This is a genomic window from Nonomuraea rhodomycinica (assembly GCF_013363995.1).
Lineage (GTDB): Bacteria > Actinomycetota > Actinomycetes > Streptosporangiales > Streptosporangiaceae > Nonomuraea > Nonomuraea rhodomycinica.
Genome location: NZ_JABWGO010000001.1, coordinates 361,467 through 385,079 on the forward strand (window position 1 = coordinate 361,467; position 23,613 = coordinate 385,079).

The following is a 23,613-nucleotide window of genomic DNA, read 5'->3' on the forward strand; positions in this document are numbered from 1 at the left end:
TCGAGGTTAGCGGCGAACGCCCGCCCGCGGAGACCAGGTCCAGACGAGCATGGCCGTGATCAGCCCGAACAGGACGACCCCGTTCGGCACGTGGGCGCCGAGCCAGAGCCAGGTGACATGCTGGGCCATGCCGACGACCAGCAGCGCCACGCTCGCCAGCGCGGGCCAGCCCGCCCCGCGTCCCGGCCGCCAGACGAGCACGGCGAGGACGACCTGCACGAGCGCGACGAGATGGACGACCATCCCGGCCATGACGTGGGCCTCGCGCATCGCCTCGCCGGCGCCGACCGCCTGGCCGGCCAGCGAGGCGGCGACGAGGAGGGACGCCGCCTGGGCGACGACGACGATGCGCAGCCCGTACAGCAGCCCGGCGGACACCTGCCCGGACTGGCGGGGCGCGGCCGCGGCCACGGTCTCCTGCATTGATGTGGTCCTTCCTGGAGATGTGAGGGATCCACATGCTGGCGGCCGGGGTCGCGGGCGGTCGTCAGCCTGCCGGGTTATTCGCGGGTCCGCCCCCGGGATGACGTGGGGGGCGCACGGGACGGAAGGAGGCGTCCACCAGGCCCATCCGGTGGGCGACGACGGCCGCCTGGATGCGGTTGCGCAGCCCGAGCTTGTCCATGGCGGCCCCGACGTGGGTCTTGACCGTGGTCACGCCGACGTGCAGCCGTTCGGCGATCTCGGCGTTGGACAGGCCGGTGCCGACGAGGGCGAGGACCTCCAGCTCGCGTTCGGTCAGACCGGACGGCGGGGGCGCGGCGGCGCGGTCGCCGGCGGCGAGGAAGCCCTCGACGACGCGGCGCAGCACGGACGGGGCGAGGAGCTGCTCGCCGGCGGCGGCCTTGCGCACGGCGTCCACCATGCGTTCGGGCTCGTCGTCCTTGACGAGGAAGCCGACGGCGCCGGCGCGCAGGGCGGCGTGCACGTTGGCGTCCTCGGCGAACGTGGTCAGCACGACGATCCTGGCGGCGGGACGGGCGGCCAGGACGCGGCGGATGGCCTCCAGGCCGTCCACGCGGGGCATCCGCAGGTCCATGAGGATGACGTCGGGCACGTGGCGCTCGGCCTGGCGGACCGCCTCGGCCCCGTCGTGCGCCTCGGCGACGACCTCCATGTCGCCCGCGGCCTGCAGCAGCATCCGCACGCCGGCGCGGACCAGCGCCTGGTCGTCGGCGACGAGCACGCGGATCACGCGGCCCCCTCGCCGGGCACGGCCCCGCCCGCGCCGCGCACCGGGCCGCCGCCCCGGCCCTCCCTGCCCGCGTCGCGCACCGGGCCGCCGCCGTCGACGGGGTCGCCGCCGGGTCCGGGCCGGGCGGCCTCCTGGGGCGCGCTCTCGCAGCCGAAGAACGTGGACAGGCCACCGGAGGAGGGCGGCGCGGACGCGGCGGGCGCGCCGGGGAGGGTGGCGGTGAGGAGCCAGCCGCCGTCCTCGCGCGGCCCGGCCGTCAGCGTGCCGCCCAGCGCGCGCACCCGCTCCCGCATGCCCGGCAGCCCGCTGCCCGAGGACGGCAGGCGCTCGACGGGCGCCGGCGGGCGGCCGTTGGCGATCTCGACGGCCAGCCCCTTGCCGCGGGCGGTGACGGCCACCACGGCCTCCGTGCCGGGTCCGGCGTGTTTGAGCACGTTGGTGAGCCCTTCCTGGACGATGCGGGCGGCGGAGGCGCGGGCCACCAGCGGCGCCCGGCCGGTGTCCGGGTCCAGGCGAAGCTCCACGAGGAGGCCGGCGGCGGCCATCCTCTCAGCTGACTCGCGCATCACGTCGGCGGGGTCGGCGAGCAGACCGGGCCGGGCGCCGGGGTCGCGCAGCACGTCGAGCAGCCCGCGCAGGTCCTCCAGCACCTGATGGCCGGTGTCGCGGATGTCGGTCAGCGCGTCGGCGACCGGGCCCCGGGGCGCGGCGTAGCGGGCGGCGCCGGCCCGCAGCACCATGGCGCCGACGTGGTGGGCGACGATGTCGTGCACCTCGCGGGCGATCCGTTCGCGCTCGGCGAGCTGGTCGGCGCGTACCTGGGCGAGGGCGAGGCGCGCGGACTCCTCGGCGCGCAGCCGCTCGGCGGCGGCCGCGCTGTGCCTGGCGCCGAGATAGCGGCCGATCGCGATGGGCGCCACGACCAAGAGCATGAGGACGGCGACGCGGAACGGGGTGACCTCGGTCTGGGAGTCGACCACGGCGACGGAGGCGAGCACGCACCCGGCCGCGTACGCCACCGCGGTCCAGGTCCAGGACGCGACCCGCAGCGCGAACACGCCGAGCGCGATCATGGTGAGGACGAGACAGGAGTTGACCGCCTGCTGGAGGTACTGGTCGGCGGCCAGGAGCAGCAGGCCCTGCAGGATGAGGACCATGCCGGGCAGGCGGCGGGCCACGCCGAGCGACAGGCCGCCGCACACCGCGAGCAGCCCGACGACCCACACCGGCGGGCTCCCCTGTCCCCAGGAGCTCCACGTGCTGAGGACCCCGATGGTCACCCCGGCGCCGGCGAGCAGCACGTCGGGGGTGAGGTCGTGCGGCTCGAAGCGGCTCGTACGGCTGCGCAGGTAGCCGCCGACCAGGGCGGGGAAGCCGGGCACGAGCACCGCGTACATCCAGGAGTTGGAGGTGAACGCGATGCCCGGGTCGGCCATGTTGATCCCGGAGGCGAGGATCGCCGCGCCCACGGACAGGGCCGCGGCGCGCGGCCGGCAGCGGAAGGCGGCGTTGCCGACGGCGACGCAGAGGAGGATCTGCGCCGTGTTGGAGGTGTACGAGCCCACCTGGTCGGTGAAGGCGAGCAACGCCGCCATGGACAGGGCCGCCCCCATCGGTCTGCTCCGCAGGAGCCCCATGGGCAGGCCGACCAGCACCGCCATGGGCACCGTCATGGAGGGGGGCAGCAGGCCGAACCCTCCCGCCTTGCCCGACAGGAGCAGGTCGAACACGGTCCCCGAGACCGCCAGCAGCGCATCCAGCGCCACGCCACGCCAACGCATGTCCTGCAAACTATCCGGACGCACCCCGTGTCCCGATCCTCCGGACGGAGGACCCGGCCTCCTCCAAGTGGCCGGATCCGCGTCCGTCCGGCGGATCAGCCGGCCCGCCGGGCGCCCCTACGGTCGGGGCATGGCTCACGACAGCGCGTTGTTCTTCGGTCAGTTCCTGCGCGACCCGATCAGGGTCGGCGCGTTCGCTCCCAGCTCGTGGCGGCTGGCGCGGTCGGTCTGCGCTCCGGTGCCCGAGCGGGGCGAGCCGGTGGTGGTGGAGCTGGGGCCGGGGACGGGGCCGTTCACCGTGGAGATCCAGCGGCGGCTGGCCGGTCGCGGGCGGCACCTGGCGGTGGAGCTGAACGCGCCCATGGCGGCGCTGCTGGCGGCCCGCTTCCCCCGGGTGGACGTGGTGCACGGCGACGCGGCGGAGCTGTCGGGGCTGCTCGCCGATCGGGGGCTGGGCCGGGCGGACGTGGTGGTGAGCGGCCTGCCCTGGGCGGCGTTCCCGGCCGCGTTGCAGCACCGCCTGATGGAGGCGGTCGTCTCGGCGATGAGCCCGGCCGGCGCCTTCACGACGTTCTCGTACGTGCACGCGATCCCGCTGGGCTCGGCCCGGCGGTTCCGGGCGCTGCTGGCCGAGCGGTTCGAGGAGGTGGTGCCGAGCCGCACCGTGTGGCGGAACGCGCCGCCGGCGTTCGTCTTCCACGCCCGCCGCCCCCGCGCCTGACGCCACCCCGCCCCACGAGCACGCGGAACGTCGCCCCACGGGAGCGCGGCACACCGCCCCAGCGCGGACGCCCGCCCGGCGGTCCGGAGCGGGGAGAGCTCGGTCTCAACCCTCCCACGCCACCGGCGGCGGGCCGTCCCCCGGCCGCCGCCGGTCACGGCATGCGCGTGGCCGGTGCGCATCACCGTGCCGGGTCGCGGGCCGCCTGCCGCGGGGCGTCCTCCGGGGCGGCGTTCTCGGCCCCGTCGGACAGACCCCTTGTCTTCTCGCGCCGGCGCTGCGGCAGGTCGGCGGCCTCCTCGGCGTGTACGAGGCTGCGCCTACCCACCAGCATCCGGACCTCACCTGATCAGGAGAAGGACGGCGGCCGTTTCTCGCGCAGCGCCCGTACGCCCTCGGCCACGTCGGGTCCGGTGAAGCCCAGGAACTCCATCGCCAGCGAGGCGTCGAAGGAGGGCCCGGCCAGGCGCAGCCAGTTGTTCAGGGCGTACTTGGTGAGCCTGATCGCCTCCTGGGACCCGCCGGCCAGCCGGACGGCGACGTCGAGCGCGGTCTCGTGCACCCGGTCGTCGTCGACGCACAGGCCGACCAGGCCCATGCGTTCGGCCTGCTCTCCCGTGACGGCCTCGCACAGCAGCAGGTGGTACTTGGCCTTGGCCAGCCCGCACAGCAGCGGCCAGACGATCGCGGCGTGGTCGCCCGCGGCGACGCCGAGCCGGGTGTGGCCGTCGATGATCCGGGCGGTGCGCCCGGCGACGGAGACGTCGGCGAGCAGCGCCACGGCGAGCCCGGCCCCCACCGCGGGGCCCACGATGGCGGAGACGACCGGCTTGGAGCAGTTGACGACGTTGTAGACGATGTCGCGGGCCTCGGCGAACACCCGCATCCGGACGGCGTGGTCGCGCGTCATCTCCTCGATCATGGACAGGTCGCCGCCGGCGGAGAACGCCGCCCCCTCTCCCGTGACGAGGACGGCGCGGACGGCGTCGTCGCGGTCGGCGTCGCGCCAGATGGCCGCGAGCTCGCGGTGGCCGGTCGTGTCGACGGCGTTGAGCCGGCGCGGCTCGCTGATCGTGACGCGCAGCACGCCGTCGGCCGGCATGTCGACGCGCAGCCGCTCGTACGCCTCGTAGCCGGGAACGGTCACGGGGCCTCCCTCCGCTCAAGACAGCCCCGTCCGGTCACGGGACCTCACTGCGTCCATGACGGCCCTCGACGGTCACGAGCCCTCCTGCCGGCCGAAGGCGGCGCGCAGGCGGCGGGCGACCAGCTCGCGGGCCTGCACCGCCTGGTCGAACAGGCCGGGGAAGGAGCAGAAGCCGTGGACCGCCCCGTCGTAGCGGACCACCTCGGCGGGCACCCCCGCCGCGGCCAGGCGCTCGCCGTAGCGCTCGGCCTCGTCGCGCAGCACGTCGTACTCGGCGGTGACGACGGTGGCGGGCGGCAGGCCGGCGACCGACGGGAGCCGCAGCGGCGACAGGCGCGGGTCGGCGGGGTCGGCGCCCGGCGCGTACTGCCGGGCGAACCACGCCATCTCGGCGGCGTCCAGCCCGAAGCCCCGCCCGTACTCCGCGTAGCTCGGCGAGTCCATGGCCAGGTCGAGGACCGGGGTGACGAGCGCCTGGTGGACGAGCGTGAGCCCGGCGTCGCGGGCCTGCCAGGCGGCGACGGCGGCCAGGTTGCCGCCGGCGCTGACGCCGGTCACCGCGACGGAGCCGTCGCACTGGTAGAACGCGGGCCGGGCGAAGACGTCGCGCACGACGGTCCAGGCGTCGTCGGCCGCGGCCGGGAAGGGGTGCTCGGGGGCCAGCCGGTAGCCGGCGGAGACGACCACGGCTCCGGTGCGCAGGGCGAGGTCGCGGCCGGTGGCGTCGTCGCGCTTGACGCCGCCGAAGACCCAGCCGCCGCCGTGGAAGGACACGAGCACCGGCAGCGGCCCGTCGCCGCGGTCGGCCCGGTAGATCCGGATGGGCACGCCCTCGGCGGTCTCGTCGCGGACGGAGGCGAGGCGGGTGAGGGGGCCGCGGTGCGCGGCCATCGGGTCGGCCGCCCGCGCCTCGCGGATGGCGGCGAGGTCGAGGGCGTCGAGGCCGCCGCCGTCGTCCGGGCGGTAGCGCTCCAGGAAGTCGCGCGCCTGAGGGTTCAGCGGCATGCTCGGAGCCTAGCGGGCCGCCTCGACGAGCGCACCGAACAGCCCGGCGCCGGTGCCGGGTTCGGGATGGCGCTCGGGATGCCGTTCGGGATGCCGTTCGGGATGCCACTGCACGCCCACGGCGAACCGGTGGCCCTGCAGCTCGACGGCCTCGACGATCTGGTCCTCGGCCCAGGCGACGGCCAGCAGCCCCGAGCCGAGCCGGCGCACGGACTGCACGTGCGGCGCGATCACCTCGACGCGCTCCCCCACGGCCTTGCCGAGCTTGCTCGACACGCTGACCTGGATCGTGTGGGGGACGCCCGGCTCGCCGTGGCGGTCGTGGCCGAGCGTGTCGGGCAGCCAGGGGATGAGGGTGCCGCCCTGGGCGACGTTGAGCACGTGCATGCCGCGGGCGACGGCCAGGATCGGCAGGCCGGCCTGGACGGCGGCGCGGGCCAGCGCCAGCTCGTAGCGGTCGCGGTGGGCCTGCGGCGCCGGGAGGCGGGCGTCCTGCCGCTCGCCGTAGGCGTCGGCGCCGACCTCGGCGCCTCCGGCCAGCACCAGGCCGCGCAGGCCGCGGACGTGGTCGGCGGCGGTGGCGGGCGACAGGGGCGGCAGCAGCACGGGAGCGCCGCCGGCCCGCTCGACCGCCCTGGCGTAGGCGGGGGGCGACAGGACCGCCTCCCGCACCCAGTCCCCCCAGCGGGCGGCCTCGAAGTAGGCGGTGATGCCGATCAGCGGTCGGGCCATGCGATCTCCAGGTGCGAGCAGGAGTCGGGACGGCCGCCCGGCGGTGCGGTGGCCGCGAGGCCATCATGGCGCACGGCCTTTCGCTCACGGCACCCCCGCGGCGAGATGTCCCCCGCGGACTCCCCGGCCGCGATTCTCGACAAATCACGAAACAGCCGGAAAACGCGAATGAAAGGCATATTCACGTTTCGCGACCGAAATGCGCTCTCTCTTGACCGCGATGAATAACAGTACCGTCACGCATAGTTCGGGTTCGCACCGTATCGGCGCGAAACGGTTGTGACGTCCATGTGGTGGTGTAAGACTCGATTTCCGAGCGATCGGCCGCGCCGGGGTCGCGCCGGACGCTCGTCACCCGGAGCCGTCAGGAGGTGGATCGACACGACCGGAATGCGATTCCGGTCCATGGGGTGGGGTTGATGTGGCAATGTCGTTGAATCCGCGCCTGGTAAAAGAGAGCTTCTCCGTCATCGAACCGGTGGCCGGCAAGGCGGCCGCCTACTTCTACGGCCGGCTGTTCGCCGAGAACCCGCACCTGCGCTGCATGTTCCCGCCGGGCATGGACGTGCAGCGCGACCGGCTCTTCAGCGCGCTGACCCGCATCGTGTGGAGTCTCGACAGCCCGGACAGCATGGCCTCCTTCCTGGGCCAGCTCGGGCGCGACCACCGCAAGTACGGCGTGCTCCCCGAGCACTACGGCGCGATCGGGCGGGCGCTGCTGGCCACCGTCCGCCGTTTCGCCGCCGACGTCTGGACCGACGAGATCGAGGCGGCCTGGGTGGCCGCCTACAACGCCGCGGCCGAGCTGATGATGCGGGCGGCCCAGGAGGAGGCCGGGGTGTCGCCCGCCTGGTGGGTGGCGGAGGTGGTCGACCACGAGCGCCGCACGCCCGACATCGCGGTGGTCACGGTGCGGCCCACCCAGCGCCTGCCGTTCACGGCCGGGCAGTACGTCAGCGTGCAGACCGCGCGCTGGCCGCGCGTGTGGCGGCCGTTCTCCATCGCCAACGCGCCGCGTCCCGACAACACGCTGCGCCTGCACGTCCGCTCCGTGCCCGGCGGATGGGTCTCGACCACGCTCGCCCGCGACACCCGCATCGGCGACGCCATCATGCTGGGCCCGCCGATGGGCACGATGGCGCCGCCCGAGCCCGGCTCCCGGGACGTGCTGTGCGTGGCGGGCGGCACGGGGCTGGCCCCGCTGAAGGCGATCATCGAGCAGATCATCGCCTCCGGCCGCCGCCCCGGCATCCACCTGCTGTACGGCGCGCGGACCGCGGCCGAGCTGTACGACCTGCCGGACCTGCTCAGGATGGAGTCGGCGTTCCCGTGGCTGCGCGTGGTGCCCGTGGTGTCCGGTGACCCGGCCTACGACGGGATGCGCGGCCGGCTGCCGGAGGTGACGCAGCGCTTCCACTCGTGGGCCGAGCACGAGGTGTACGTGTGCGGGCCGGCGGCCATGGTCGGCGAGACGGTCCGCCGGCTGCAGGAGGACGGGGTGCCGCCGGCCCGCATCCACCGGGACGTCACCCACGACGAGCGCTGACCGCCGCGCACGGGGCCGCGGCCGGGCTCAGGCCGTGGCGGCGGGCCGGCCGAAGGCCGCCGCGGTCTCCTCGTCGCCCGGCCAGAACGTCTCGATGGCCAGCTCGGACACCGTGACGTCCATGGGCGTGCCGAAGGTGGCGATCGTGGTGAACATGGACAGGATCGTGTCGCCGTGGCGGATGCGCAGCGGCAGCAGGATGTCGGCCGGGCCGGGCACGTGCGCGACGTTGAGCTCCACGCCGGGGTAGGTGTAGGAGGCCAGCTCGTCGTGCAGCTCGGCCAGCGCGCCGTGCCCGGACGCCTCGGCCTGGCGGCGGAGCTGGTTCAGCAGGTACGCGCGGACCTCGGCGAGGTTGACCAGCCGCCCGCCCATGGCGTCGGGGTGCAGCGACAGGCGCATCACGTTGACCGGCTCCTGGAGCAGCTCGGCGGGCACCCCCTCCATGAACATGCCGGCGGCGGAGTTGGCCGCGACCAGGTTCCAGCCGGCGTCCACGACCAGCGCCGGGTACGGCTCGTGCCCGGCGAGGATCCGGTCGAGGGCCCGGCGCACCGCGGCCATCTCGGGCGCCCGCACCTCCCGCTCGGGGAACACCGGCGCGAAGCCGGCCGCGACCAGCAGCCGGTTGCGGTGCCGCAGCGGCACCTCCAGCTCCTCCGCGAGCCTCATCACCATCTCGCGGCTCGGCCGGGCCCGGCCGGTCTCCAGGAAACTGACGTGCCGCGCCGACACGTCGGCCTCGATGGCCAGGTCGAGCTGGCTCACCCGGCGTCGCTGGCGCCAGGCTCGCAGCAGGTCTCCGAAGGTCTCCTCATGCTCTACGGCAAGTGCTCCCATGGCGCAAACGCTACGGCACCGCAGGGAAGGACCGCGATGACGTGGGAGGTAAGGGCGGCTAGTACGACTGGAGCTCGATGAGGGTGCCCTCGGGGTCGCGCAGATGGGCGGTGCGCAGGGTGGGCCCCCAGGCGGGGCGGTCCTGGGGCGGCGCGACGAGCCGGGCCCCGTGACCGGTCAGGCACGCGGCGGCGGCCTCGACGTCGTCCACGCGCATGACCAGCATGGCCGCGTCCTGGGCCGCCGCGCTCTCCGGGAGGCCGGCGGTGCCGACGGCCGCGCTGACGGCGGCGCGGCCGAACAGGACGAGCCCGGCCTGCCCCTCGACGTCCCAGTTGGCGTAGCCGGCCTCGGGGATGACCTTGACCGGCTCCACGCCGTGCAGGTCGCGCATGACGGCCTGGTAGAAGGCCACCGCGGCGGGGAAGTCGCGGACGAGCAGGCGGGGGTAGAGGGCGTCCATCATGCTCCTGAATAGTTGGTGCTCACCAATGATTGGTGAAACCCTACACTAGGGAGCCATGGAGCCGCCGCCGACCCTGCTCGGGATCACGACGTTCGTGCTGCACAAGGTCGCGGTCGCCGCCCGGCGCGCCCTGGCCGCGCGGCTGGCCGAGGAGGCCGGGCTCAGCCTGTGGCGGTTCGCGGCGCTGGCGGCGCTCGCCGACCACGGGCCCGCGGCGCAGCGCGAGCTCGGCGCCCGGCTCGGGCTCGACCCGAGCGACATGGCGCGGCTGATGGACGGCCTGGTCGAGGACGGACTGGCCACGCGCGAGCGCGACCCGGGCGACCGGCGGCGCTACCGCGCCTCGCTCAGCGACGCCGGCCGGGCGGCGCTCGGCCGGGGCCGGGCCGTGGTCGCGGCCGTGGAGGAGCAGACGCTGGCCCCGCTGACGGCCGCCGAGCGCGCCACGTTGCACGACCTGGCCGGCCGGATCTTCCGCGCCGAGCCGCCCACGGCCCGGCGCGACCGTCCCGGCCTCACCTGACCCCTCCCGGCCTGGCGGGGCCGATGTCTCACGGGCCCGCCGGGCTCACCGCGTCGAAGTCGACCAGCAGGTGCCGGGGGCCGCGCAGCGTGGCGCTGGGCCGGTAGGGCGGCGGGTCCTCCACCAGCCGCGGGTTGACCAGCCGGTTCACCAGCTGCTGCAGGGCGATCTGCCCCTCCAGCCGTGCCAGCGCCGCGCCGAAGCAGTAGTGGATCCCGCCGCCGAAGCCCAGGTGCTCGCTGTAGCGGCGGTCCGGGTCGAAGGTGTCGGGATGGCTCACGTGCGCCGGGTCCCGGCTGCCCGAGGCGAGGACGAGGACGACCGGCGCGCCCGCCGGGATCGTCGTCCCCGCGATCGGGATGTCGGCCAGCGCCACCCGCGACGACAGGAAGTGGACCGGCGGCTCGTACCGCAGCAGTTCCTCCACCGTGGTGACGATCAGGTCCGGCTCGGCGCGCAGCCGCTTGATCAGCTCGGGGTGGCGCAGCAGCGTGAGCATGCCGTTGGTGATGAGGTTGACCGTGGTCTCGTGGCCGGCGATGAGCAGCAGCGCGGACGTGGCGATCACCTCGACCGGGGACATCCTGCCCTCCGGCCCCTCGTAGGTGACCAGGCCCGACAGCAGGTCGTCGCCCGGCGCGTCCCTGCGCGCCGCGGCCAGGTCGGCCAGGTACGTCTGGAGCTTGGAGACCGCCTCGGCCCGCGCCTGCTCGCGCTCGGCCCGGTCCTCCTCGCCGGGGCCGAGGGACTCGACGACCGCGTCGGCCCAGGCGTGGAAGCGCGGCTCGTCCTCCCGGGGCACGCCGAGCAGCCGGCAGATCACCGTGACGGGCAGCGGGTAGGCGACCTCGTCCACGAGGTCCGCGCGGGTGTGCCCGGTCAGGCCGTCGATGAGCTCGGTGGTGACCGCCAGCATCTCCGGGCGCAGCGCCTCGACGCGTCCGGCGCTGTGCGGCGGCCCGAAGTGGCGCACCGCCAGCCGCCGCAGCCGGTCGTGCTCGGGCGGGTCGGTGGCGATGAACGAGACCCCGCCCATCCCGTCGGCCACGTCCCCCTCGGGCCGGTGGGCGAGGTTGCGGCGGTCGGAGCTGATCCGCGGGTCGTGCAGCAGCTCCACGATCTCCCGGTACGTGCTGACGACCCAGGTGCCGTCCTCGCGCCGGAAGACCGGCGTCTCGCGCAGCTCGGCGTACAGCGGGTACGGGTCGGCGCGGGCGGCGGGGTCGAGGATCTGCCGGAAGACGTCATCGGATGCCATGGCGGTCCCTCCTGGGCCTGTGGCGTGCGGGCGTGGGCGTGCGGGGCCCGGGTGCGGGAGGCGCGGACGCACGGGACAGGGCGGTACGGGGCCCCGGTGCGGCGGGCGCGGACACGGTCACAGCTCGCCGTACAGGAGCGAGGCGCTGCGCTCGGCCGGGTCGTGGCCGGTCACCACGACGGTCGCGCCCTCGCCGGCGAGGGCGCGCTCGGGCACCTCCGCCGGCCCGGGCCCCGTGTCCCGCCGCATGTCCACGTGCCGGAAGTCCGGCGGGAACGGCGCGGCCCGCTCGATGAGCCGCTGGTAGAACTCCAGCCAGATCGCCTGGTCGAAGGTGACCGCGGCGGTGATCCGGCCCTTGTAGCCGTACACGGCGACGAAGCGGCGCGCGGACACCGAGCCCTGCGTGACGACGAGCTGGTCGGCGAGCGTGGGCACGCCCACCGACTTGATGTTGACCCCGAACTGGCTGGACCAGAACACCGGCAGCGACAGGTGCGGCCAGCGGTGGGCCTGGTCGCTGACCATGTTGTGGGCGGCCACCTCGGCCTGGGCCACGGCGTTGCCCCAGTGCTCCAGCGCCATGAACTGGTAGTGGAAGACCGGGTGCGGGAAGCGGGCGATGTCGCCGGCCACGAACACGTCGTCGGTGACCAGGCCGTTGACGTCCACGGCGCGGCACCCGGCGTCGCAGGCCACCCCCCAGGGGCCGGCGGCCAGCCCGGAGCCGCGCAGCCACTCCACGTTGCGCACGGCGCCGAGCGCCACCACCGCCACCTGGGCCTCGACCGTGCTCCCGTCGGACAGGCGGGCCCGGCGCAGCCGCCCGGCGCCGTCGCCCTCCAGGGAGCTGACGGTCACGCCGCAGCGCAGGTCCACGCCGTGGTCGCGCTGGATGTCACCGGCGATCCGGCCGATGACGCCGCCCAGCGCGCCGACGAGCGGGGCGGGCCCGCGCTCGACGAGCGTCACCGGCAGGCCCAGCTCCCGGCAGGCCGAGGCGACCTCCGACCCGGTGAACCCGCCGCCGATGACGAGCACCCGCTCCGGGCCGGCGGCCAGCGCCTCGCGCAGGCCGGTGGCGTCCTCCAGCGTGCGCAGGACGTGGACGCCCTCCAGGGCCGCCTCGGCCTCGTGCGGCCAGGGGCGGGCGCGGGTGCCCGTGGCGATCAGCACCCGGTCGAAGGCCACCTCGCGGCCGTCGGCCAGGCGTACGGTCTTGGTGGACAGGTCCAGGCCCGTGGCCGGGTTGCCGGGGATCCACTCGGCCTCGACCTCGCGCAGGCGGGGCAGCCGGGCGTGCGCGGCCGGCACGCGGCGGGTGAGGATCTGCTTGGACAGCGGCGGCCGGTCGTACGGCTCGTGCGTCTCCTCGCCGATCACGGTCAGCCGGCCGGTGAAGCCCTCGCGGCGCAGCACCCCGGCCGCCCGGCCGCCGGCCAGCGAGCCGCCGACGATGACGATGTGCCCGTCGCGGACGGCCCCGCCGGAGCCGTCGCCGAGCCGCCTGACCGGCGCCGTCCAGTGCCGCATCGTGTTGCGGTCGACGTGCAGGGCCTGCACCGGGCAGGCCGCGGCGGCGCGCAGGACGTGCTCGCGCTGCGCCTCGTCGGGCTCGGGGTCGTAGGCGACGGCCTCGTCGCCGTGCATCGTGAAGACCTCCGGCGCGAGGTAGGCGCACTGGCCGTACCCCTGGCAGCGCGTGAGATCGATGACCACCCTCACGGGACACTCCCCCCTGTCGTCAGGTGGCCCGGGACTCCCCCGCCGGGCACGCCTCACCGGCCAGGGACCTACCCCGCGCGCGTCGCCGCGTAGCGCGCGCCCGCTGCCAGGTTGCGCAAAGCCGCAGCTCACCCGGCGTCCGGCCGCCGTGCTGTCACGCCGTGAGCACGGTCCGGCCGCGAATCCCCCACTCTCCGGCGGCCCCGGCGGCGGCGTGGCACGATGGCCCGGAGAGGCACGGGAGCGATGGGAGTCTGCGATGACTGACGCGATGCTGGCGATCGGCACCCGCAAGGGGCTTTTCCTCGCCCGCTCGGCCGGCGGCGGCCCGTTCGAGGTGCAGCCGATCCGCTTCTCCACGGTCGGGGTCCCGTCGGTGGCCATCGACACGCGCGGCCCCTCCCCGCGGCTGCTGGCCGGCATCGAGTACGGCCACTTCGGCCCGTCGGTGATGTACTCCGACGACCTCGGCGAGACCTGGCAGGAGGCGTCCCGCCCGCCGATCGCGTTCCCGGACAAGACCGGCGCGACGCTGACCCGCGTGTGGCAGCTCCTGCCGTCGCCGTCGGAGCCCGGCGTGGTGTGGGCCGGGGCGGAGCCGGCCGCGCTGTTCCGCTCGGAGGACGGCGGCGTCACCTACGAGCTGGTGGAGGGCCTGTGGGAGCATCCGCACCGGCCGCGCTGGCAGCCGGGCGGCGGCGGGCTGTGCCTGCACACGATCGTCGCCCACCCGAACGACCCGCGGGTGATGGGCGTGGCCGTGTCGGCGGCCGGGTTCTACCGCACCTCCGACGGCGGCGTGTCGTGGGAGGCGGCCAACCAGGGCATCCGGGCGCCGTTCCTGCCCGAGGGGCAGCAGTATCCGGAGTTCGGCCAGTGCGTGCACAAGGTGGCGCTGCACCCGTCGCGGCCCGACCGGCTGTTCCTGCAGCACCACTTCGGCGTCTACCGCAGCGACGACTTCGGCGGCGCCTGGGAGGGGATCGGCGCGTCGCTGCCGTCCGACTTCGGCTTCCCCGTGGTGGTCGATCCGCGCCGTCCCGACACGGTGTACGTGCTGCCGCTCCAGGCCGACATCGACCGGACCCCCGTGGAGCACCGTCTGCGGGTCTTCCGCTCCGACGACGCCGGCGGCACGTGGCGGCCCTTCGACCACGGCCTGCCCGAGCCGCCGGTCCACGCCTCGGTGCTGCGTGACGCGATGACCGCCTCTGAGGCGGGCGTGTTCTTCGGCACCCGCGACGGCGAGGTGTACGCCTCCACCGACGGCGGCGAGAGCTGGAGCGTGGTGGCCCGGCACCTGCCGGACGTCCTGACGGTCCGCGCGGCGGTGCTGTAGGACATGGCTGCCCGGCGGGCCAGACCCGTGACCATGGTCGTGTTCGTGCTGCCCGGCTCGCTGCGGCGCTGGGTGAGCGGCAGGAGCGAGGTGAAGGTGTTCGCGGTCGCGGCGGACACCGACACCTCGCCCACGCTGGGGTCGGCGCTCGACATGCTGCGCCGTACGCACCCGCTGCTGGAGGAGCGGCTGCGCGACGACTACGGGCGGATCCGCCGCCACATCAGCATGTTCGTCTCCGGCGAGAACGCGCTGGGCCTCGGCGGCCTGGACTGCGCGCTGCCGCCGGGCGCCGAGGTGTACGTGCTGCCGAGCCTGGTCTGACCCGGCCGGAGCGGGCCGTCAGACCTTGCGCCAGCCGGGGACCCACGCGCCGTCCTCGACGACGTAGTCGCCGAACAGGGCCGGGGCCTCCTTCAGCATGAGCTCCCCGATGCGCTGGAACAGCAGCCGGATCTCCTCCTCGGCGCCGACCGCGGTGCGGGCCTCGATCGTGTGGCGCAGGGTGCGGACGTTGGCCGTCCAGACCAGGCCGGTGGCCAGCCCCTCGGGGGCGAAGCGGCGCATGAACGAGGTGCGGTGCTTCTTCTCGGAGAACGGCTTGCCCTCCTCGTCCAGCCGGAAGTGGTCGGCCATCCAGATCTGGAAGCGCTCCAGCTCCTCCAGCACGGCCGTGGCCCGCTCCATCAGCTCGGAGTCCTCGCGGGCCCAGTCGGGGAACCAGAACGGCAGCTCGTCGAGGCGGACGAAGCGCAGCGACTCCTGGGAGATGGCCACGCCGGGCCGGTGGCGGACCAGTTCGTGGGTGAGGACGCGGCTGACGTTGTGCAGCACGAAGCTGAAGCTGACGTGCTCCAGGACGGAGCCGTGGGCGCTGGCCAGGATGTTGCGCAGGTACTCGTCCTGGTTCTCGCGGATGCGGACGACGTTGGGGTTGAGCCCGGGCTCGAACGAGCGGTAGCAGAGCCGTCCGGCGAACTCGGCGAGGTTCTGCGCGTCCAGCTCACCCCGGTCGAGCCGCTCCAGCCACCGCTCGCCGCCGATCTCGCCCAGGTACCGGGCCAGCTCGTCGTAGTCGAGCTGCGGACGGGCGACGATGAAGACCTCGGGTTCGACGGTGCGCATGGCGAGCCCCCGCTCTGACGTGGGAAAGATGACGGCCCAAGCAAACCAGGTCGGGCGGCCTTGCGCGAACTCCGGGGGTGGCCTGCCGCGCGTTCGCCCGCCGGAGGGAGCCCGAGGTCAGAGCCGGTAGACGCGGCGGGCGTTGCCCGAGCCGATCATGTACGCGACGCGGGCGGCGTCGGCGGCGCTCCACTCCCCCGCCTCCAGCCGCTCCATCAGCGCCCGGCCGAGGGCGCGGCGGAACGCCACGGCGCCGAGATGGGCGGTCTCGGCCACGCCGGAGCAGCCGGAGCCGAAGAGCTGCTTGTGGAACGGCGCCAGCTCCAGCAGCTCGTCCACGACCCGCCACGCGCCGGCGCCGGTGCGGGTCAGCGCCCGCCCGACGTCCACGTGGACGTGCGGGTAGGCGGCGGCCAGGTGGGCGGCCTGCCGGTGGAACGGGTAGCAGTGCAGCAGGATCACCGGCACCCCGGCGGGCTGGAGCGCCCGCAGGAAGCCGGTCAGCAGCGCGGGGTCGGTGCGGTGCGGCGCCGCGTGCCCGGCGTCGGGGCCGGCGCCCGCGTGGAGCTGCAGGGGCAGGCCGCGCTCGCGGGCCACGTCCACGGCGGTCCACAGCAGGTGGCGCAGCGCGACGGGGTCGGCGAGCGGCTCCTTGGGGTCGGCCAGCCGCCGGCCGGCGGCGGCGATGACGGACCCGCGGCTGGGGCGGGCGGCGTCGAAGTCGAGGCCGTGCAGGTGGCCGGCGACCGTGCTCAGGCCCACGGCGCCGGCGGCGCGCGCGGCCAGCTCCTCGGCCAGCCCCTCCAGGTAGTCGGCCGAGGAGCAGGCCATCTCGGCCACGTCGTGCTCGACCTGCTCGACGCGGACGATCTCGTCGGCGGCGGCGCCGCCCTGGCGGGCCATCTCGGCGGCCGGCAGCAGGTCGTCGTCCTCCGTGCCGGTGTCGACGAGGAACGCCGCCACCCCGGCGGCCCGCAGCAGCCTGCCGTTGGCCTCGGCGGCGCCGAGCTCGGCCCGCCGGGCCAGGTAGACGGCGGGCGGCGCGTGCGGCGGCAGGTCGAGCACGGGGGCGCACCAGCGGCGCACGGCCACCCCGACGGGGGTGTCGAAGTGGGTGGTTCCGGGCGGCGCGGGCACGCCTCCGCCGATCAGCAGCTCGTACTGGGCCCGGGACAGCTCGTCGCGGCGCACGGCGTCGCAGTGGTGGTCGACCAGCGGGGCGAGCAGCGCTTCGCGCACCGTGTCGGGCAGGCCGAGGGGGAGCATGCGGAGACTCTAGGGGGTGCGGCCAGGCCGCCGCCCCCGCTTTCCCCGCCTGACCTGGAGTCCCCGGCCGGCCCGGGACGGGTCAGCGGCGGGTGAGGCGCAGGACGTTGGCGATGATCTTCGCTCCGGCGCCGCCCTCGGCCGTGAGGATCGACTCCGGGTGGAACTGCACCCCGAAGCGCCGGTTGCGGGTGTCCTCGATGGCCATGACGTTGCCGTCGGGCGTCACGGCCGTGGCCTCGAAGCCCACCACGCCGGGCCGCTTGGCGTGCAGCGAGTGGTAGCGGGCGGCGGTGAACTCCTCGGGCAGCCCCTCCAGCAGCGCGCTGTCGCCGAGCCGCGTGACCTGCCCGCGCTTGCCGTGCTCGGGGTAGTCGAGCAGTTCCAGCGACCCGCCGGCCTGCTCCACCATGGCCTGCAGGCCGAGGCACACGCCGAAGACCGGCAGCTCGCGGGCGTAGATCTCGCCGATCAGCGCCGACATGCCGAAGTCGGACGGCCAGCCGGGGCCGGGCGAGAGCACCACCAGGTCGGGCGCCACCTCGTCGATCATCGCGGGCGGGAACCCGTGGCGCAGCGTCACCACGTCGGCCCCCTCCTGGCGGAAGTAGTCGGCCAGCGTGTTGACGAAGGAGTCCTCGTGGTCGACGAGCAGCACCTTCATGCCCAGCCCGGGCTGCTCGCGGACCGGCTCGGCGACCACGGCGTCCGGCTGGTTGACCGCGGCCAGGGCGCCGAGCAGGGCGCTGGCCTTGAGCTCGGTCTCGCGCTCCTCGGCCTCGGGGTCGGAGTCGAACAGCAGCGTCGCCCCGGCCCGGACGGTCGCCAGGCCGTCCTTGATCTGGGCGGTGCGCAGGGTCAGGCCGGTGTTCATGGACCCGTCGAAGCCGATGAAGCCGATGGCACCGCCGTACCACCGGCGGGTGGTCGCCTCGTGGTCCTCGATGAACTGCATGGCCCACGTCTTGGGCGCGCCGGTGACGGTCACGGCCCACATGTGGGTGAGGAAGGCGTCGAGGGCGTCGAACCCGGGACGCAGGCGGCCCTCGATGTGGTCGACGGTGTGGATGAGGCGGGAGTAGAGCTCGATCTGGCGGCGGCCGATGACGCGCACCGTGCCGGGCACGCAGATGCGGGACTTGTCGTTGCGGTCCACGTCGGTGCACATGGTCAGCTCCGACTCCTCCTTCACGCTGGACAGGAGGGTGCGGATGGCCTCGGCGTCCTCGACCGGGTTGCTGCCGCGGGCGATGGTGCCGGAGATGGGGCAGGTCTCGACGCGGTCGCCGCTGACGCGGACGTACATCTCGGGAGAGGCGCCGACGAGGTGCTCGCCCTCGCCGAGGCTGATGATGAACTCGTACGGGGCCGGGTTGCTCTGGCGCAGGCCGCGGTAGAAGGCGGACGGGTCGGTGCAGACGGCGTGGAAGACCTGGCCGGGCACGACCTCGAACAGGTCGCCGCGCTTGAACTTCTCCTTGGCGGCGGCGACGACCTTGGCGTACTCGCCCTTCGGCGGGTCGGCCGGGACCGCGGAGGGGGCGGTGATGGGCGTGGAGTCGCCGGTGCGCTCCAGGCCGCGGGTGCTCGCGCCGTCGACGGTGAACTCGTAGCGGTGCTCCACGCAGGTCTCGCGCTGGCGGTCGATGACGACGATCCGGTCGGGCAGGTGGAGCACGAGGTCGCGCTGGTCGGCGGGGCGGGTGAGCTCCTGCCGGATGGGCTCGAACTGGAAGGCCAGGTCGTAGCCGAAGGCGCCGTACAGGCCGAGGTGCGGGTCGTCGCCCTTGAACGCGGCGATGACCTCGCGGATCGCGCTGAACACGGTGGGCCGGCGGCTGCGCAGCTCCTCCGGCAGGAGGTCCTCCGACTCGGGCACGTGGACCTCGACCCGGTCGGCGGTCGGCTCCTCGACCGGCTTGCCGGCGGCCAGCAGGCAGGAGGTCACGGCGGGCAGCACGACCCGGCCGCGGGCGTTGAGGGCCCGGGCGGAGATGGTGCGGCCCTTGGCGACGAGCTCGACGCAGGGGTCGACGTAGCCGAAGGCCCACCTGCTGTAGCGGCCGGGGTAGTCCATCCCGGAGGAGAAGGCGCCGCCGCGCCGCTCGCCGAGGGCGGTCACGATCTCCTCGAGCGCCTCCTCGGACACCTCGCGCGTCTCACGCTCGACGCCGATGCCGCCGGCCGTGACGTAACCGCTGGTATATCCGCTCGTCTCCACTGCTGCCCCTTGTCGAAGTCACTGTCGAAGTGAACTGCCACAACGCCGAATCCCGGGGGCGGACACGAGAAAGGCCGCCTTCCGGGGCGGCCGTCCGTCGATGGATGTGCGAAATCCGCGCCGCCTAGAAGCGGCGCCACCACTGAAGCTGGAGGCGATTTCGCATGGCTTCAGGGTAGCCGTCGCACCCAAGATCATGCAACGCGGCGCGCGGCGGGGGCTCCGGGCCCCTGCGGCGTCCCGTCCGGGCGTGACGGGCGGGCGCGCACCGGGAGCTCCGGGTGAAATAGCGGGGGGCGTAGGGGTCCGCGCGGCGTGGCCGGCGGCTAGTTTGACAATCATGGAACGCCCCCCGTTAGCCTGGCGGTCGACCGCCGCCGTCGCCGCGTGCCTGGTCGCGGTGCTGCTCCTGCTCGGTCAGCGGTACGGCTACCACCGCGACGAGCTGTACTTCAGGGTGCTGTCGGAGTACCCCGCCTGGGGTTACGTCGACCAGCCCCCGCTCACGCCGCTGATCGCCCGCCTGTCGATCGCGCTGTTCGGCGACACGCTGTTCGCGCTGAAGGTCTTCCCGGCGCTGGCGGCGGCGCTGCTGGTGGTGCTGGCGACGCTGATCACCAGGGAGTTCGGCGGCGCTCGCGTGGCCCAGGCCGTGGCCGCGCTGGGTGTCGCGACCGGCGCCTACACGCTGGTGGCCGGGCACTCGATGCTGACGCTGAGCTTCGACCTGCCGTTCTGGGCGGCGGCCGGGCTGTTCGCGGTCAAGGCGCTGCGCCGCGAGGACCCGCGCTGGTGGCTCGCGTTCGGCGCGGTGGCGGGGCTGGCGACGTACAACAAACTGCTGATCGCGATGCTGGTGCTGGGGCTCGCGGCGGGGCTGCTGCTGGCGGGGCCGCGCCGGGTGCTGGCGAGCCCGTGGCTGTGGGCGGGCGCGGCGCTCGCCCTGGTGCTGGCCGTCCCCAACCTGATCTACCAGGCCACGCACGACTGGCCGCAGCTCACGATGGCGGCGGCGCTGAGCGACAACGAGGGCGACGAGCAGCGGCTGATGTTCGTGCCGATGCAGTTCGGGCTGTTCGGGCCGGTCGTGGCGGTGATCGCCGGGTTCGGCTGGTGGCGGCTGTGGAAGGACCGGCGGGTGCGGGCGGTCGCGGTCGCGTTCCCGGTGGCGGCCGTGCTGACGGTGGCCAGCGGCGGCCGGTTCGACTACACCGGCGGGTTGCTGCTGCTGCTGTTCACGGCGGGCTGCGTGAGCGTGGAGGCGGCGGGCGCGGGCCGGGTGCGCCTGGCGGTGGCGGCGCTGGCGGTCAACGGGCTGCTGTGCGCGGTGATCGCGCTGCCGCTGCTGCCCGCCGACCGGCTGGCCGCCACGCCCGTCCCGGCGGTCAACGAGGTGGCGCGCGAGTCGGTCGGCTGGCCGGAGTTCGCCGCCGCCGTGCGCGGCATCCTCGCCTCGCTGCCGCCCGAGGAGCGGGACCGGGCGATCGTGCTGACCGGCAGCTACGGCGAGCAGGGCGCGCTGGCGCGGGCCGGGATCCCGCGCGTCTACAGCGGGCAGAACCAGCTCCACCAGTACGGCCCGCCGCCCGAGACCGGCACGGTCGCGGTGGCCGTCAACATCGGCCGGCGCGGCATGTACCGGCAGTACACCACGTGCGAGCAGCGCGCCGTGGTGGACAACCGGGTGGGCGTCGAGAACGAGATGCAGGGGATGCCGATCTTCCTGTGCCGGGGGCTGAAGGGGCCCTGGCGCGCCGCCTGGCCGCGCTACCTGCACTACAGCTAGCCCGTCGCCGTGGGTCTTGATCTTCGGGCCGGGCGGGCTCATGATCCGGTCAACGGTTCCCCTCGTTCGAAGGGCTTCGCCATGCGCCGAACCACCGCCCTGTCCCTCCCTCTGGCCTTCGTGCTCGCCCTGGCCGGCGCGGCCGTCACCAGCGCACCCGCCCAGGCCCGGCCCTGCGGGCTCGGCAACTACTGCGTCACGACCTACTACTCCGACTCCTCCTGGACCACCGTGGTCGGGCAGATGGTGGAGGAATGCGAAGGCGGCGGCAGCTTCTGGGGCGTCCGCACGATCTACAAGGACTTCACCGAGCGCCCCTGCTGAGCTCGCTGTGCGCGGAGCGGCGCGGGCTTCCGCCTGCCGGTCGGCATCTGTTACTGGTAGGTAATGCGACGCGTGCGGCTCCAGCGTGACCTTCCCGTTCCCATGCCGGACGGCGTGACCCTGCTGGCCGACCACTACGCCCCCGCGGGCGGCGGGCGGGCCCCCGCGGTCCTCATCCGCTCGCCGTACGGCCGGCGGGGGCTGTTCGGCTGGATGTACGGGCGCGGCTTCGCCCGGCACGGCTTCCACGTGGTGATCCAGAGCTGCCGGGGCGGCTTCGGCTCCGGCGGCCTGCTCGACCCGATGGCCGACGAGCACGACGACGGCCTGGCGACGCTGGCGTGGATGCGGGCCCAGCCCTGGTACGACGGGTCGTTCGCGATGTTCGGCCCGTCCTACCTCGGCTACACGCAGTGGGCCATCGCGGCCGACGCCGGGCCCGAGCTCAAGGCCATGGCGGCCCAGATCACCGCCTCGCAGTTCCGCGACGCCGCGTACGTGGGCGGGGCGTTCGCGCTGGAGTCGGCGCTGAGCTGGACGGCGATGACCGACGCCATGGCGCGGCCGTTCGGCGGGACCGCGGTGCTGACGGCCCCCAGGCTGACCCGGCGGGCCGTGCTGTCGGGACGGCCGGTGGCGGAGCTGGACCTGGCCACGGCCGGGCGGCCGCTGCCGTTCTTCCAGGACCTGCTGGCGCACCACGCCGACCCCGCCGTGCCGTATTGGGACAAGCGCGACTTCTCCCCTAGGGTCGGTCAGGTGGAGGCGGCGGTCACGCTGCTCAGCGGCTGGTACGACGTGTTCCTGCCGTGGCAGCTCAAGGACTACCTGGCGATGCGCCGGGCGGGGCGGCGGCCGTACCTGACAATCGGGCCGTGGTACCACGTGGACGCCCGGCACGGGCGCCCGTCGATGGCCGAGGGGCTGGCCTGGTTCCGGGCGCACCTGCTGGGCGACGGCTCCGGGCTGCGGGCCGACCCCGTGCGGCTGCACGTGACGGGCGCCGGCGAGTGGCGCGACTACCCCGACTGGCCGGTGCCGGGCATGACGCCGCAGCGCTGGCACCTGCGGCGCGGCTTCGGGCTGGGCCCGGAACCGCCGCGCGAGGGCGGGGCGGACCGCTTCCGCTACGACCCCGCGCATCCCACGCCGGTCCTCGGCGGCCCGGTGCTGCTGTCCGACTCCCGGCCGCGCGACCAGCGGCGGCTGGAGGCGCGGCGCGACGTGCTGGTCTACAGCTCGCCGGCGCTGGCCGCGGACGTGGAGATGATCGGGCCGGTCACGGCCGAGCTGTTCGTGCGCTCCAGCACGCCGTACGTGGACGTGGTGGTGCGGGTGTGCGACGTGCACCCCGACGGCAGGTCGCTCAACCTGTGCGAGGGCGTGCGCCGCCTGCGCCCCGCCTCCGGGCGGGACGAGCCGGTCGAGGGGGACGTGCGGCGGGTCGCGGTGGAGCTGTGGCCGCTCGGGCACCGCTTCCGCGCCGGGCACCGGATCCGCGTGCACGTGGCCGCGGGCGCGTACCCGACGATCGCCCGCAACTCCGGCACCGGACGGCCCATCGGGGACGGCGGTCCGATGGTGCCCGCCGACGTCGAGGTGTTCCACACCCCCGACCTGCCCTCGGCCGTGGTGCTGCCCCGGGTGGCGGCGAGGTGAGCGCGTCACGGCTGATGTCGCTCGTCCTGCTCCTCCAGGCGCGCGGCAGGATGACGGCGGCGGAGCTGGCGCGCGAGCTGGAGGTGTCGGAGCGGACCGTGCACCGCGACGTGCTGGCGCTGTCCGGCTCGGGCGTGCCGGTGTACGCCGACCGGGGGCGCGGCGGCGGTTACCGGCTGCTCGAGGGTTACCGGACCCGCCTGACCGGGCTGGACCGGGCCGAGGCGGAGGCGCTGTTCCTGTCGGGCGTCCCGGCGGCGATGCGGGAGATGGGCCTGGAGGGGGTGGCGTCGACCGCCCGGGTGAAGGCCGCCGCCGCGCTGTCGCCGGGCCTGCGGGACGCGCCCGCCACGGCGGCGCAGCGCTTCCACCTGGACGCGCCGGGCTGGTTCGCCTCGGGCGACCCGCCGCCGGCCGCGCTGGCGCCGCTGGCCCGGGCCGTGTGGGGCGACCGGCGGGTCACGGCCGCCTACCGCGAGCGCAGCCGCACCCTGGAGCCGTACGGGCTGGTGCTGAAGGCGGGGGTGTGGTACCTCGTGGCCCGGCTCCGGGAGCGGTTCCTCATCTTCCGGGTGGACCGCTTCGGCGAGGTGGAGCCGCGCGGGGAGGTCTTCGCGCGCGACCCCGGCTTCGACCTGGCGGCGTTCTGGGCCGGGCAGGCGGCGTCCTTCGCCCGCTCGCTGCTGCGCGAGAGCGTCACGCTGCGGCTCACGGAGGCCGGGGTGCGGATGCTGCGGCACGTCGCCGACCCGGCCGCGCTGGACGACGCGCTCGCCTCGCTCCAGCCCGACGGCACCGTGCGGCTCGGCGTCGAGTCGGTCGGCGTGGCCTACAGCCAGGTGCTGCGCTTCGGGCCGGAGGCGGAGGTGCTGGACCCGCCGGAGCTGCGCGCCCTGGTCGCGGGGGCCGCGGCCCGCATGGCGCGGCTGTACGAGGGGAATGCCGACTCCTAGG

The 23,613-nt window shown here is 74.8% G+C and carries 23 protein-coding genes; 9 read left to right on the top strand and 14 right to left on the bottom strand.

Annotation, left to right across the window (positions count from 1 at the left end; genetic code table 11):
- Nucleotides 1–6 precede the first annotated feature (6 nt).
- From HT134_RS01815 to HT134_RS01825, 3 genes are all read right to left on the bottom strand, one after another.
- Nucleotides 7–423, bottom strand: coding sequence for a hypothetical protein (locus tag HT134_RS01815; RefSeq protein ID WP_175598489.1), 417 nt, complete (start codon nucleotides 421–423; stop codon nucleotides 7–9).
- Between the two features lie 64 nt (nucleotides 424–487).
- Nucleotides 488–1,195 carry a response regulator gene (locus tag HT134_RS01820; RefSeq protein WP_175598490.1) on the bottom strand — a complete coding sequence of 236 codons (708 nt, stop codon included), beginning with the start codon at nucleotides 1,193–1,195 and terminating at the stop codon, nucleotides 488–490.
- Nucleotides 1,192–2,976, bottom strand: a complete 1,785-nt coding sequence (locus HT134_RS01825; RefSeq protein ID WP_246363511.1) for a sensor histidine kinase — start codon at nucleotides 2,974–2,976, stop codon at nucleotides 1,192–1,194. The genes HT134_RS01820 and HT134_RS01825 overlap by 4 nt, the downstream gene beginning before the upstream one ends.
- Before the next feature lie 130 nt (nucleotides 2,977–3,106).
- Between HT134_RS01825 and HT134_RS01830 the strand changes: the two genes are divergently transcribed.
- Nucleotides 3,107–3,697 carry a class I SAM-dependent methyltransferase gene (locus tag HT134_RS01830; protein WP_175598491.1) on the top strand — a complete coding sequence of 197 codons (591 nt, stop codon included), beginning with the start codon at nucleotides 3,107–3,109 and terminating at the stop codon, nucleotides 3,695–3,697.
- 181 nt (nucleotides 3,698–3,878) lie between these two features.
- Here the strand turns inward: HT134_RS01830 and HT134_RS01835 are convergent, their stop codons facing one another.
- The 4 genes from HT134_RS01835 to HT134_RS01850 all read right to left on the bottom strand — a co-directional run bounded on the left by HT134_RS01835 (nucleotide 3,879) and on the right by HT134_RS01850 (nucleotide 6,581).
- On the bottom strand, nucleotides 3,879–4,031 hold the full coding sequence (locus tag HT134_RS01835; RefSeq protein WP_175598492.1) for a hypothetical protein: 153 nt from the start codon (nucleotides 4,029–4,031) through the stop codon (nucleotides 3,879–3,881).
- Between the two features lie 15 nt (nucleotides 4,032–4,046).
- The gene (locus tag HT134_RS01840) at nucleotides 4,047–4,844 is read right to left on the bottom strand and encodes an enoyl-CoA hydratase/isomerase family protein (protein ID WP_175598493.1); all 798 of its coding nucleotides are present in this window, start codon (nucleotides 4,842–4,844) and stop codon (nucleotides 4,047–4,049) included.
- Nucleotides 4,845–4,916: 72 nt separating this feature from the next.
- Entirely contained in the window at nucleotides 4,917–5,849 is a 933-nt protein-coding gene (locus tag HT134_RS01845; RefSeq protein WP_175598494.1) for an alpha/beta hydrolase, read from the bottom strand.
- A 9-nt stretch (nucleotides 5,850–5,858) separates the two neighbouring features.
- Entirely contained in the window at nucleotides 5,859–6,581 is a 723-nt protein-coding gene (locus HT134_RS01850) for a gamma-glutamyl-gamma-aminobutyrate hydrolase family protein (protein WP_175598495.1), read from the bottom strand.
- Nucleotides 6,582–7,008: 427 nt separating this feature from the next.
- Between HT134_RS01850 and HT134_RS01855 the strand changes: the two genes are divergently transcribed.
- Complete coding sequence (locus HT134_RS01855; RefSeq protein WP_175598496.1) at nucleotides 7,009–8,127, top strand: globin domain-containing protein; 1,119 nt, start codon at nucleotides 7,009–7,011, stop codon at nucleotides 8,125–8,127.
- A gap of 27 nt (nucleotides 8,128–8,154) precedes the next feature.
- Here the strand turns inward: HT134_RS01855 and HT134_RS01860 are convergent, their stop codons facing one another.
- Together HT134_RS01860 and HT134_RS01865 are read right to left on the bottom strand one after the other, a co-directional pair.
- Entirely contained in the window at nucleotides 8,155–8,967 is an 813-nt protein-coding gene (locus HT134_RS01860; protein ID WP_175598497.1) for a helix-turn-helix domain-containing protein, read from the bottom strand.
- Between the two features lie 58 nt (nucleotides 8,968–9,025).
- Nucleotides 9,026–9,433 (bottom strand): VOC family protein, encoded by a 408-nt coding sequence (locus HT134_RS01865; protein ID WP_246363512.1) that lies wholly within the window; start codon nucleotides 9,431–9,433, stop codon nucleotides 9,026–9,028.
- A 55-nt stretch (nucleotides 9,434–9,488) separates the two neighbouring features.
- Here HT134_RS01865 and HT134_RS01870 point away from each other — a divergent pair, with 55 nt between their 5' ends.
- Nucleotides 9,489–9,956 (top strand): MarR family winged helix-turn-helix transcriptional regulator, encoded by a 468-nt coding sequence (locus tag HT134_RS01870; protein WP_175598498.1) that lies wholly within the window; start codon nucleotides 9,489–9,491, stop codon nucleotides 9,954–9,956.
- A gap of 28 nt (nucleotides 9,957–9,984) precedes the next feature.
- On the opposite strand, the gene HT134_RS01875 is transcribed toward HT134_RS01870, so the two are convergent.
- Nucleotides 9,985–11,214: a cytochrome P450 gene (locus tag HT134_RS01875; protein ID WP_175598499.1), complete on the bottom strand. Its 1,230-nt coding sequence runs from the start codon at nucleotides 11,212–11,214 to the stop codon at nucleotides 9,985–9,987.
- A 117-nt stretch (nucleotides 11,215–11,331) separates the two neighbouring features.
- A complete protein-coding gene (locus HT134_RS01880; RefSeq protein WP_175598500.1) occupies nucleotides 11,332–12,939 on the bottom strand; it encodes an FAD-dependent oxidoreductase in 1,608 nt (535 codons plus the stop codon).
- Nucleotides 12,940–13,198: 259 nt separating this feature from the next.
- Between HT134_RS01880 and HT134_RS01885 the strand changes: the two genes are divergently transcribed.
- Both HT134_RS01885 and HT134_RS01890 read left to right on the top strand, forming a co-directional pair.
- Nucleotides 13,199–14,278 carry a WD40/YVTN/BNR-like repeat-containing protein gene (locus tag HT134_RS01885; protein WP_175598501.1) on the top strand — a complete coding sequence of 360 codons (1,080 nt, stop codon included), beginning with the start codon at nucleotides 13,199–13,201 and terminating at the stop codon, nucleotides 14,276–14,278.
- A 3-nt stretch (nucleotides 14,279–14,281) separates the two neighbouring features.
- Entirely contained in the window at nucleotides 14,282–14,602 is a 321-nt protein-coding gene (locus HT134_RS01890) for a ubiquitin family protein (RefSeq protein ID WP_175598502.1), read from the top strand.
- 18 nt (nucleotides 14,603–14,620) lie between these two features.
- On the opposite strand, the gene thyX is transcribed toward HT134_RS01890, so the two are convergent.
- From thyX to HT134_RS01905, 3 genes are all read right to left on the bottom strand, one after another.
- Nucleotides 14,621–15,403, bottom strand: coding sequence for an FAD-dependent thymidylate synthase (gene thyX, locus HT134_RS01895; protein WP_175598503.1), 783 nt, complete (start codon nucleotides 15,401–15,403; stop codon nucleotides 14,621–14,623).
- A 117-nt stretch (nucleotides 15,404–15,520) separates the two neighbouring features.
- Nucleotides 15,521–16,669 carry an amidohydrolase family protein gene (locus tag HT134_RS01900; protein WP_175598504.1) on the bottom strand — a complete coding sequence of 383 codons (1,149 nt, stop codon included), beginning with the start codon at nucleotides 16,667–16,669 and terminating at the stop codon, nucleotides 15,521–15,523.
- 82 nt (nucleotides 16,670–16,751) lie between these two features.
- On the bottom strand, nucleotides 16,752–18,890 hold the full coding sequence (locus tag HT134_RS01905) for an anthranilate synthase component I (protein ID WP_175598505.1): 2,139 nt from the start codon (nucleotides 18,888–18,890) through the stop codon (nucleotides 16,752–16,754).
- Between the two features lie 340 nt (nucleotides 18,891–19,230).
- Here HT134_RS01905 and HT134_RS01910 point away from each other — a divergent pair, with 340 nt between their 5' ends.
- From HT134_RS01910 to HT134_RS01925, 4 genes are all read left to right on the top strand, one after another.
- A complete protein-coding gene (locus HT134_RS01910) occupies nucleotides 19,231–20,676 on the top strand; it encodes a glycosyltransferase family 39 protein (protein ID WP_175598506.1) in 1,446 nt (481 codons plus the stop codon).
- Nucleotides 20,677–20,757: 81 nt separating this feature from the next.
- Nucleotides 20,758–21,000 carry a DUF6289 family protein gene (locus HT134_RS01915; RefSeq protein WP_175598507.1) on the top strand — a complete coding sequence of 81 codons (243 nt, stop codon included), beginning with the start codon at nucleotides 20,758–20,760 and terminating at the stop codon, nucleotides 20,998–21,000.
- Between the two features lie 63 nt (nucleotides 21,001–21,063).
- Nucleotides 21,064–22,659, top strand: coding sequence for a CocE/NonD family hydrolase (locus tag HT134_RS01920; protein WP_217707141.1), 1,596 nt, complete (start codon nucleotides 21,064–21,066; stop codon nucleotides 22,657–22,659).
- Entirely contained in the window at nucleotides 22,656–23,612 is a 957-nt protein-coding gene (locus HT134_RS01925) for a helix-turn-helix transcriptional regulator (RefSeq protein WP_175598508.1), read from the top strand. Before HT134_RS01920 ends, HT134_RS01925 begins: the two co-directional genes overlap by 4 nt.
- Nucleotide 23,613: the final 1 nt, after the last annotated feature.

Bases quoted from the DNA above. Each gene is read 5' to 3' on its own strand.
- HT134_RS01815 (WP_175598489.1), bottom strand. From the start codon at position 423: ATGCAGGAGACCGTGGCCGCGGCCGCGCCCCGCCAGTCCGGGCAGGTG.
- HT134_RS01825 (WP_246363511.1), bottom strand. From the start codon at position 2,976: ATGCGTTGGCGTGGCGTGGCGCTGGATGCGCTGCTGGCGGTCTCGGGG.
- HT134_RS01830 (WP_175598491.1), top strand. From the start codon at position 3,107: ATGGCTCACGACAGCGCGTTGTTCTTCGGTCAGTTCCTGCGCGACCCG.
- HT134_RS01835 (WP_175598492.1), bottom strand. From the start codon at position 4,031: ATGCTGGTGGGTAGGCGCAGCCTCGTACACGCCGAGGAGGCCGCCGAC.
- HT134_RS01845 (WP_175598494.1), bottom strand. From the start codon at position 5,849: ATGCCGCTGAACCCTCAGGCGCGCGACTTCCTGGAGCGCTACCGCCCG.
- HT134_RS01850 (WP_175598495.1), bottom strand. From the start codon at position 6,581: ATGGCCCGACCGCTGATCGGCATCACCGCCTACTTCGAGGCCGCCCGC.
- HT134_RS01855 (WP_175598496.1), top strand. From the start codon at position 7,009: ATGTCGTTGAATCCGCGCCTGGTAAAAGAGAGCTTCTCCGTCATCGAA.
- HT134_RS01860 (WP_175598497.1), bottom strand. From the start codon at position 8,967: ATGGGAGCACTTGCCGTAGAGCATGAGGAGACCTTCGGAGACCTGCTG.
- HT134_RS01865 (WP_246363512.1), bottom strand. From the start codon at position 9,433: ATGATGGACGCCCTCTACCCCCGCCTGCTCGTCCGCGACTTCCCCGCC.
- HT134_RS01870 (WP_175598498.1), top strand. From the start codon at position 9,489: ATGGAGCCGCCGCCGACCCTGCTCGGGATCACGACGTTCGTGCTGCAC.
- HT134_RS01875 (WP_175598499.1), bottom strand. From the start codon at position 11,214: ATGGCATCCGATGACGTCTTCCGGCAGATCCTCGACCCCGCCGCCCGC.
- HT134_RS01885 (WP_175598501.1), top strand. From the start codon at position 13,199: ATGACTGACGCGATGCTGGCGATCGGCACCCGCAAGGGGCTTTTCCTC.
- HT134_RS01890 (WP_175598502.1), top strand. From the start codon at position 14,282: ATGGCTGCCCGGCGGGCCAGACCCGTGACCATGGTCGTGTTCGTGCTG.
- thyX (WP_175598503.1), bottom strand. From the start codon at position 15,403: ATGCGCACCGTCGAACCCGAGGTCTTCATCGTCGCCCGTCCGCAGCTC.
- HT134_RS01900 (WP_175598504.1), bottom strand. From the start codon at position 16,669: ATGCTCCCCCTCGGCCTGCCCGACACGGTGCGCGAAGCGCTGCTCGCC.
- HT134_RS01910 (WP_175598506.1), top strand. From the start codon at position 19,231: ATGGAACGCCCCCCGTTAGCCTGGCGGTCGACCGCCGCCGTCGCCGCG.
- HT134_RS01915 (WP_175598507.1), top strand. From the start codon at position 20,758: ATGCGCCGAACCACCGCCCTGTCCCTCCCTCTGGCCTTCGTGCTCGCC.
- HT134_RS01920 (WP_217707141.1), top strand. From the start codon at position 21,064: ATGCGACGCGTGCGGCTCCAGCGTGACCTTCCCGTTCCCATGCCGGAC.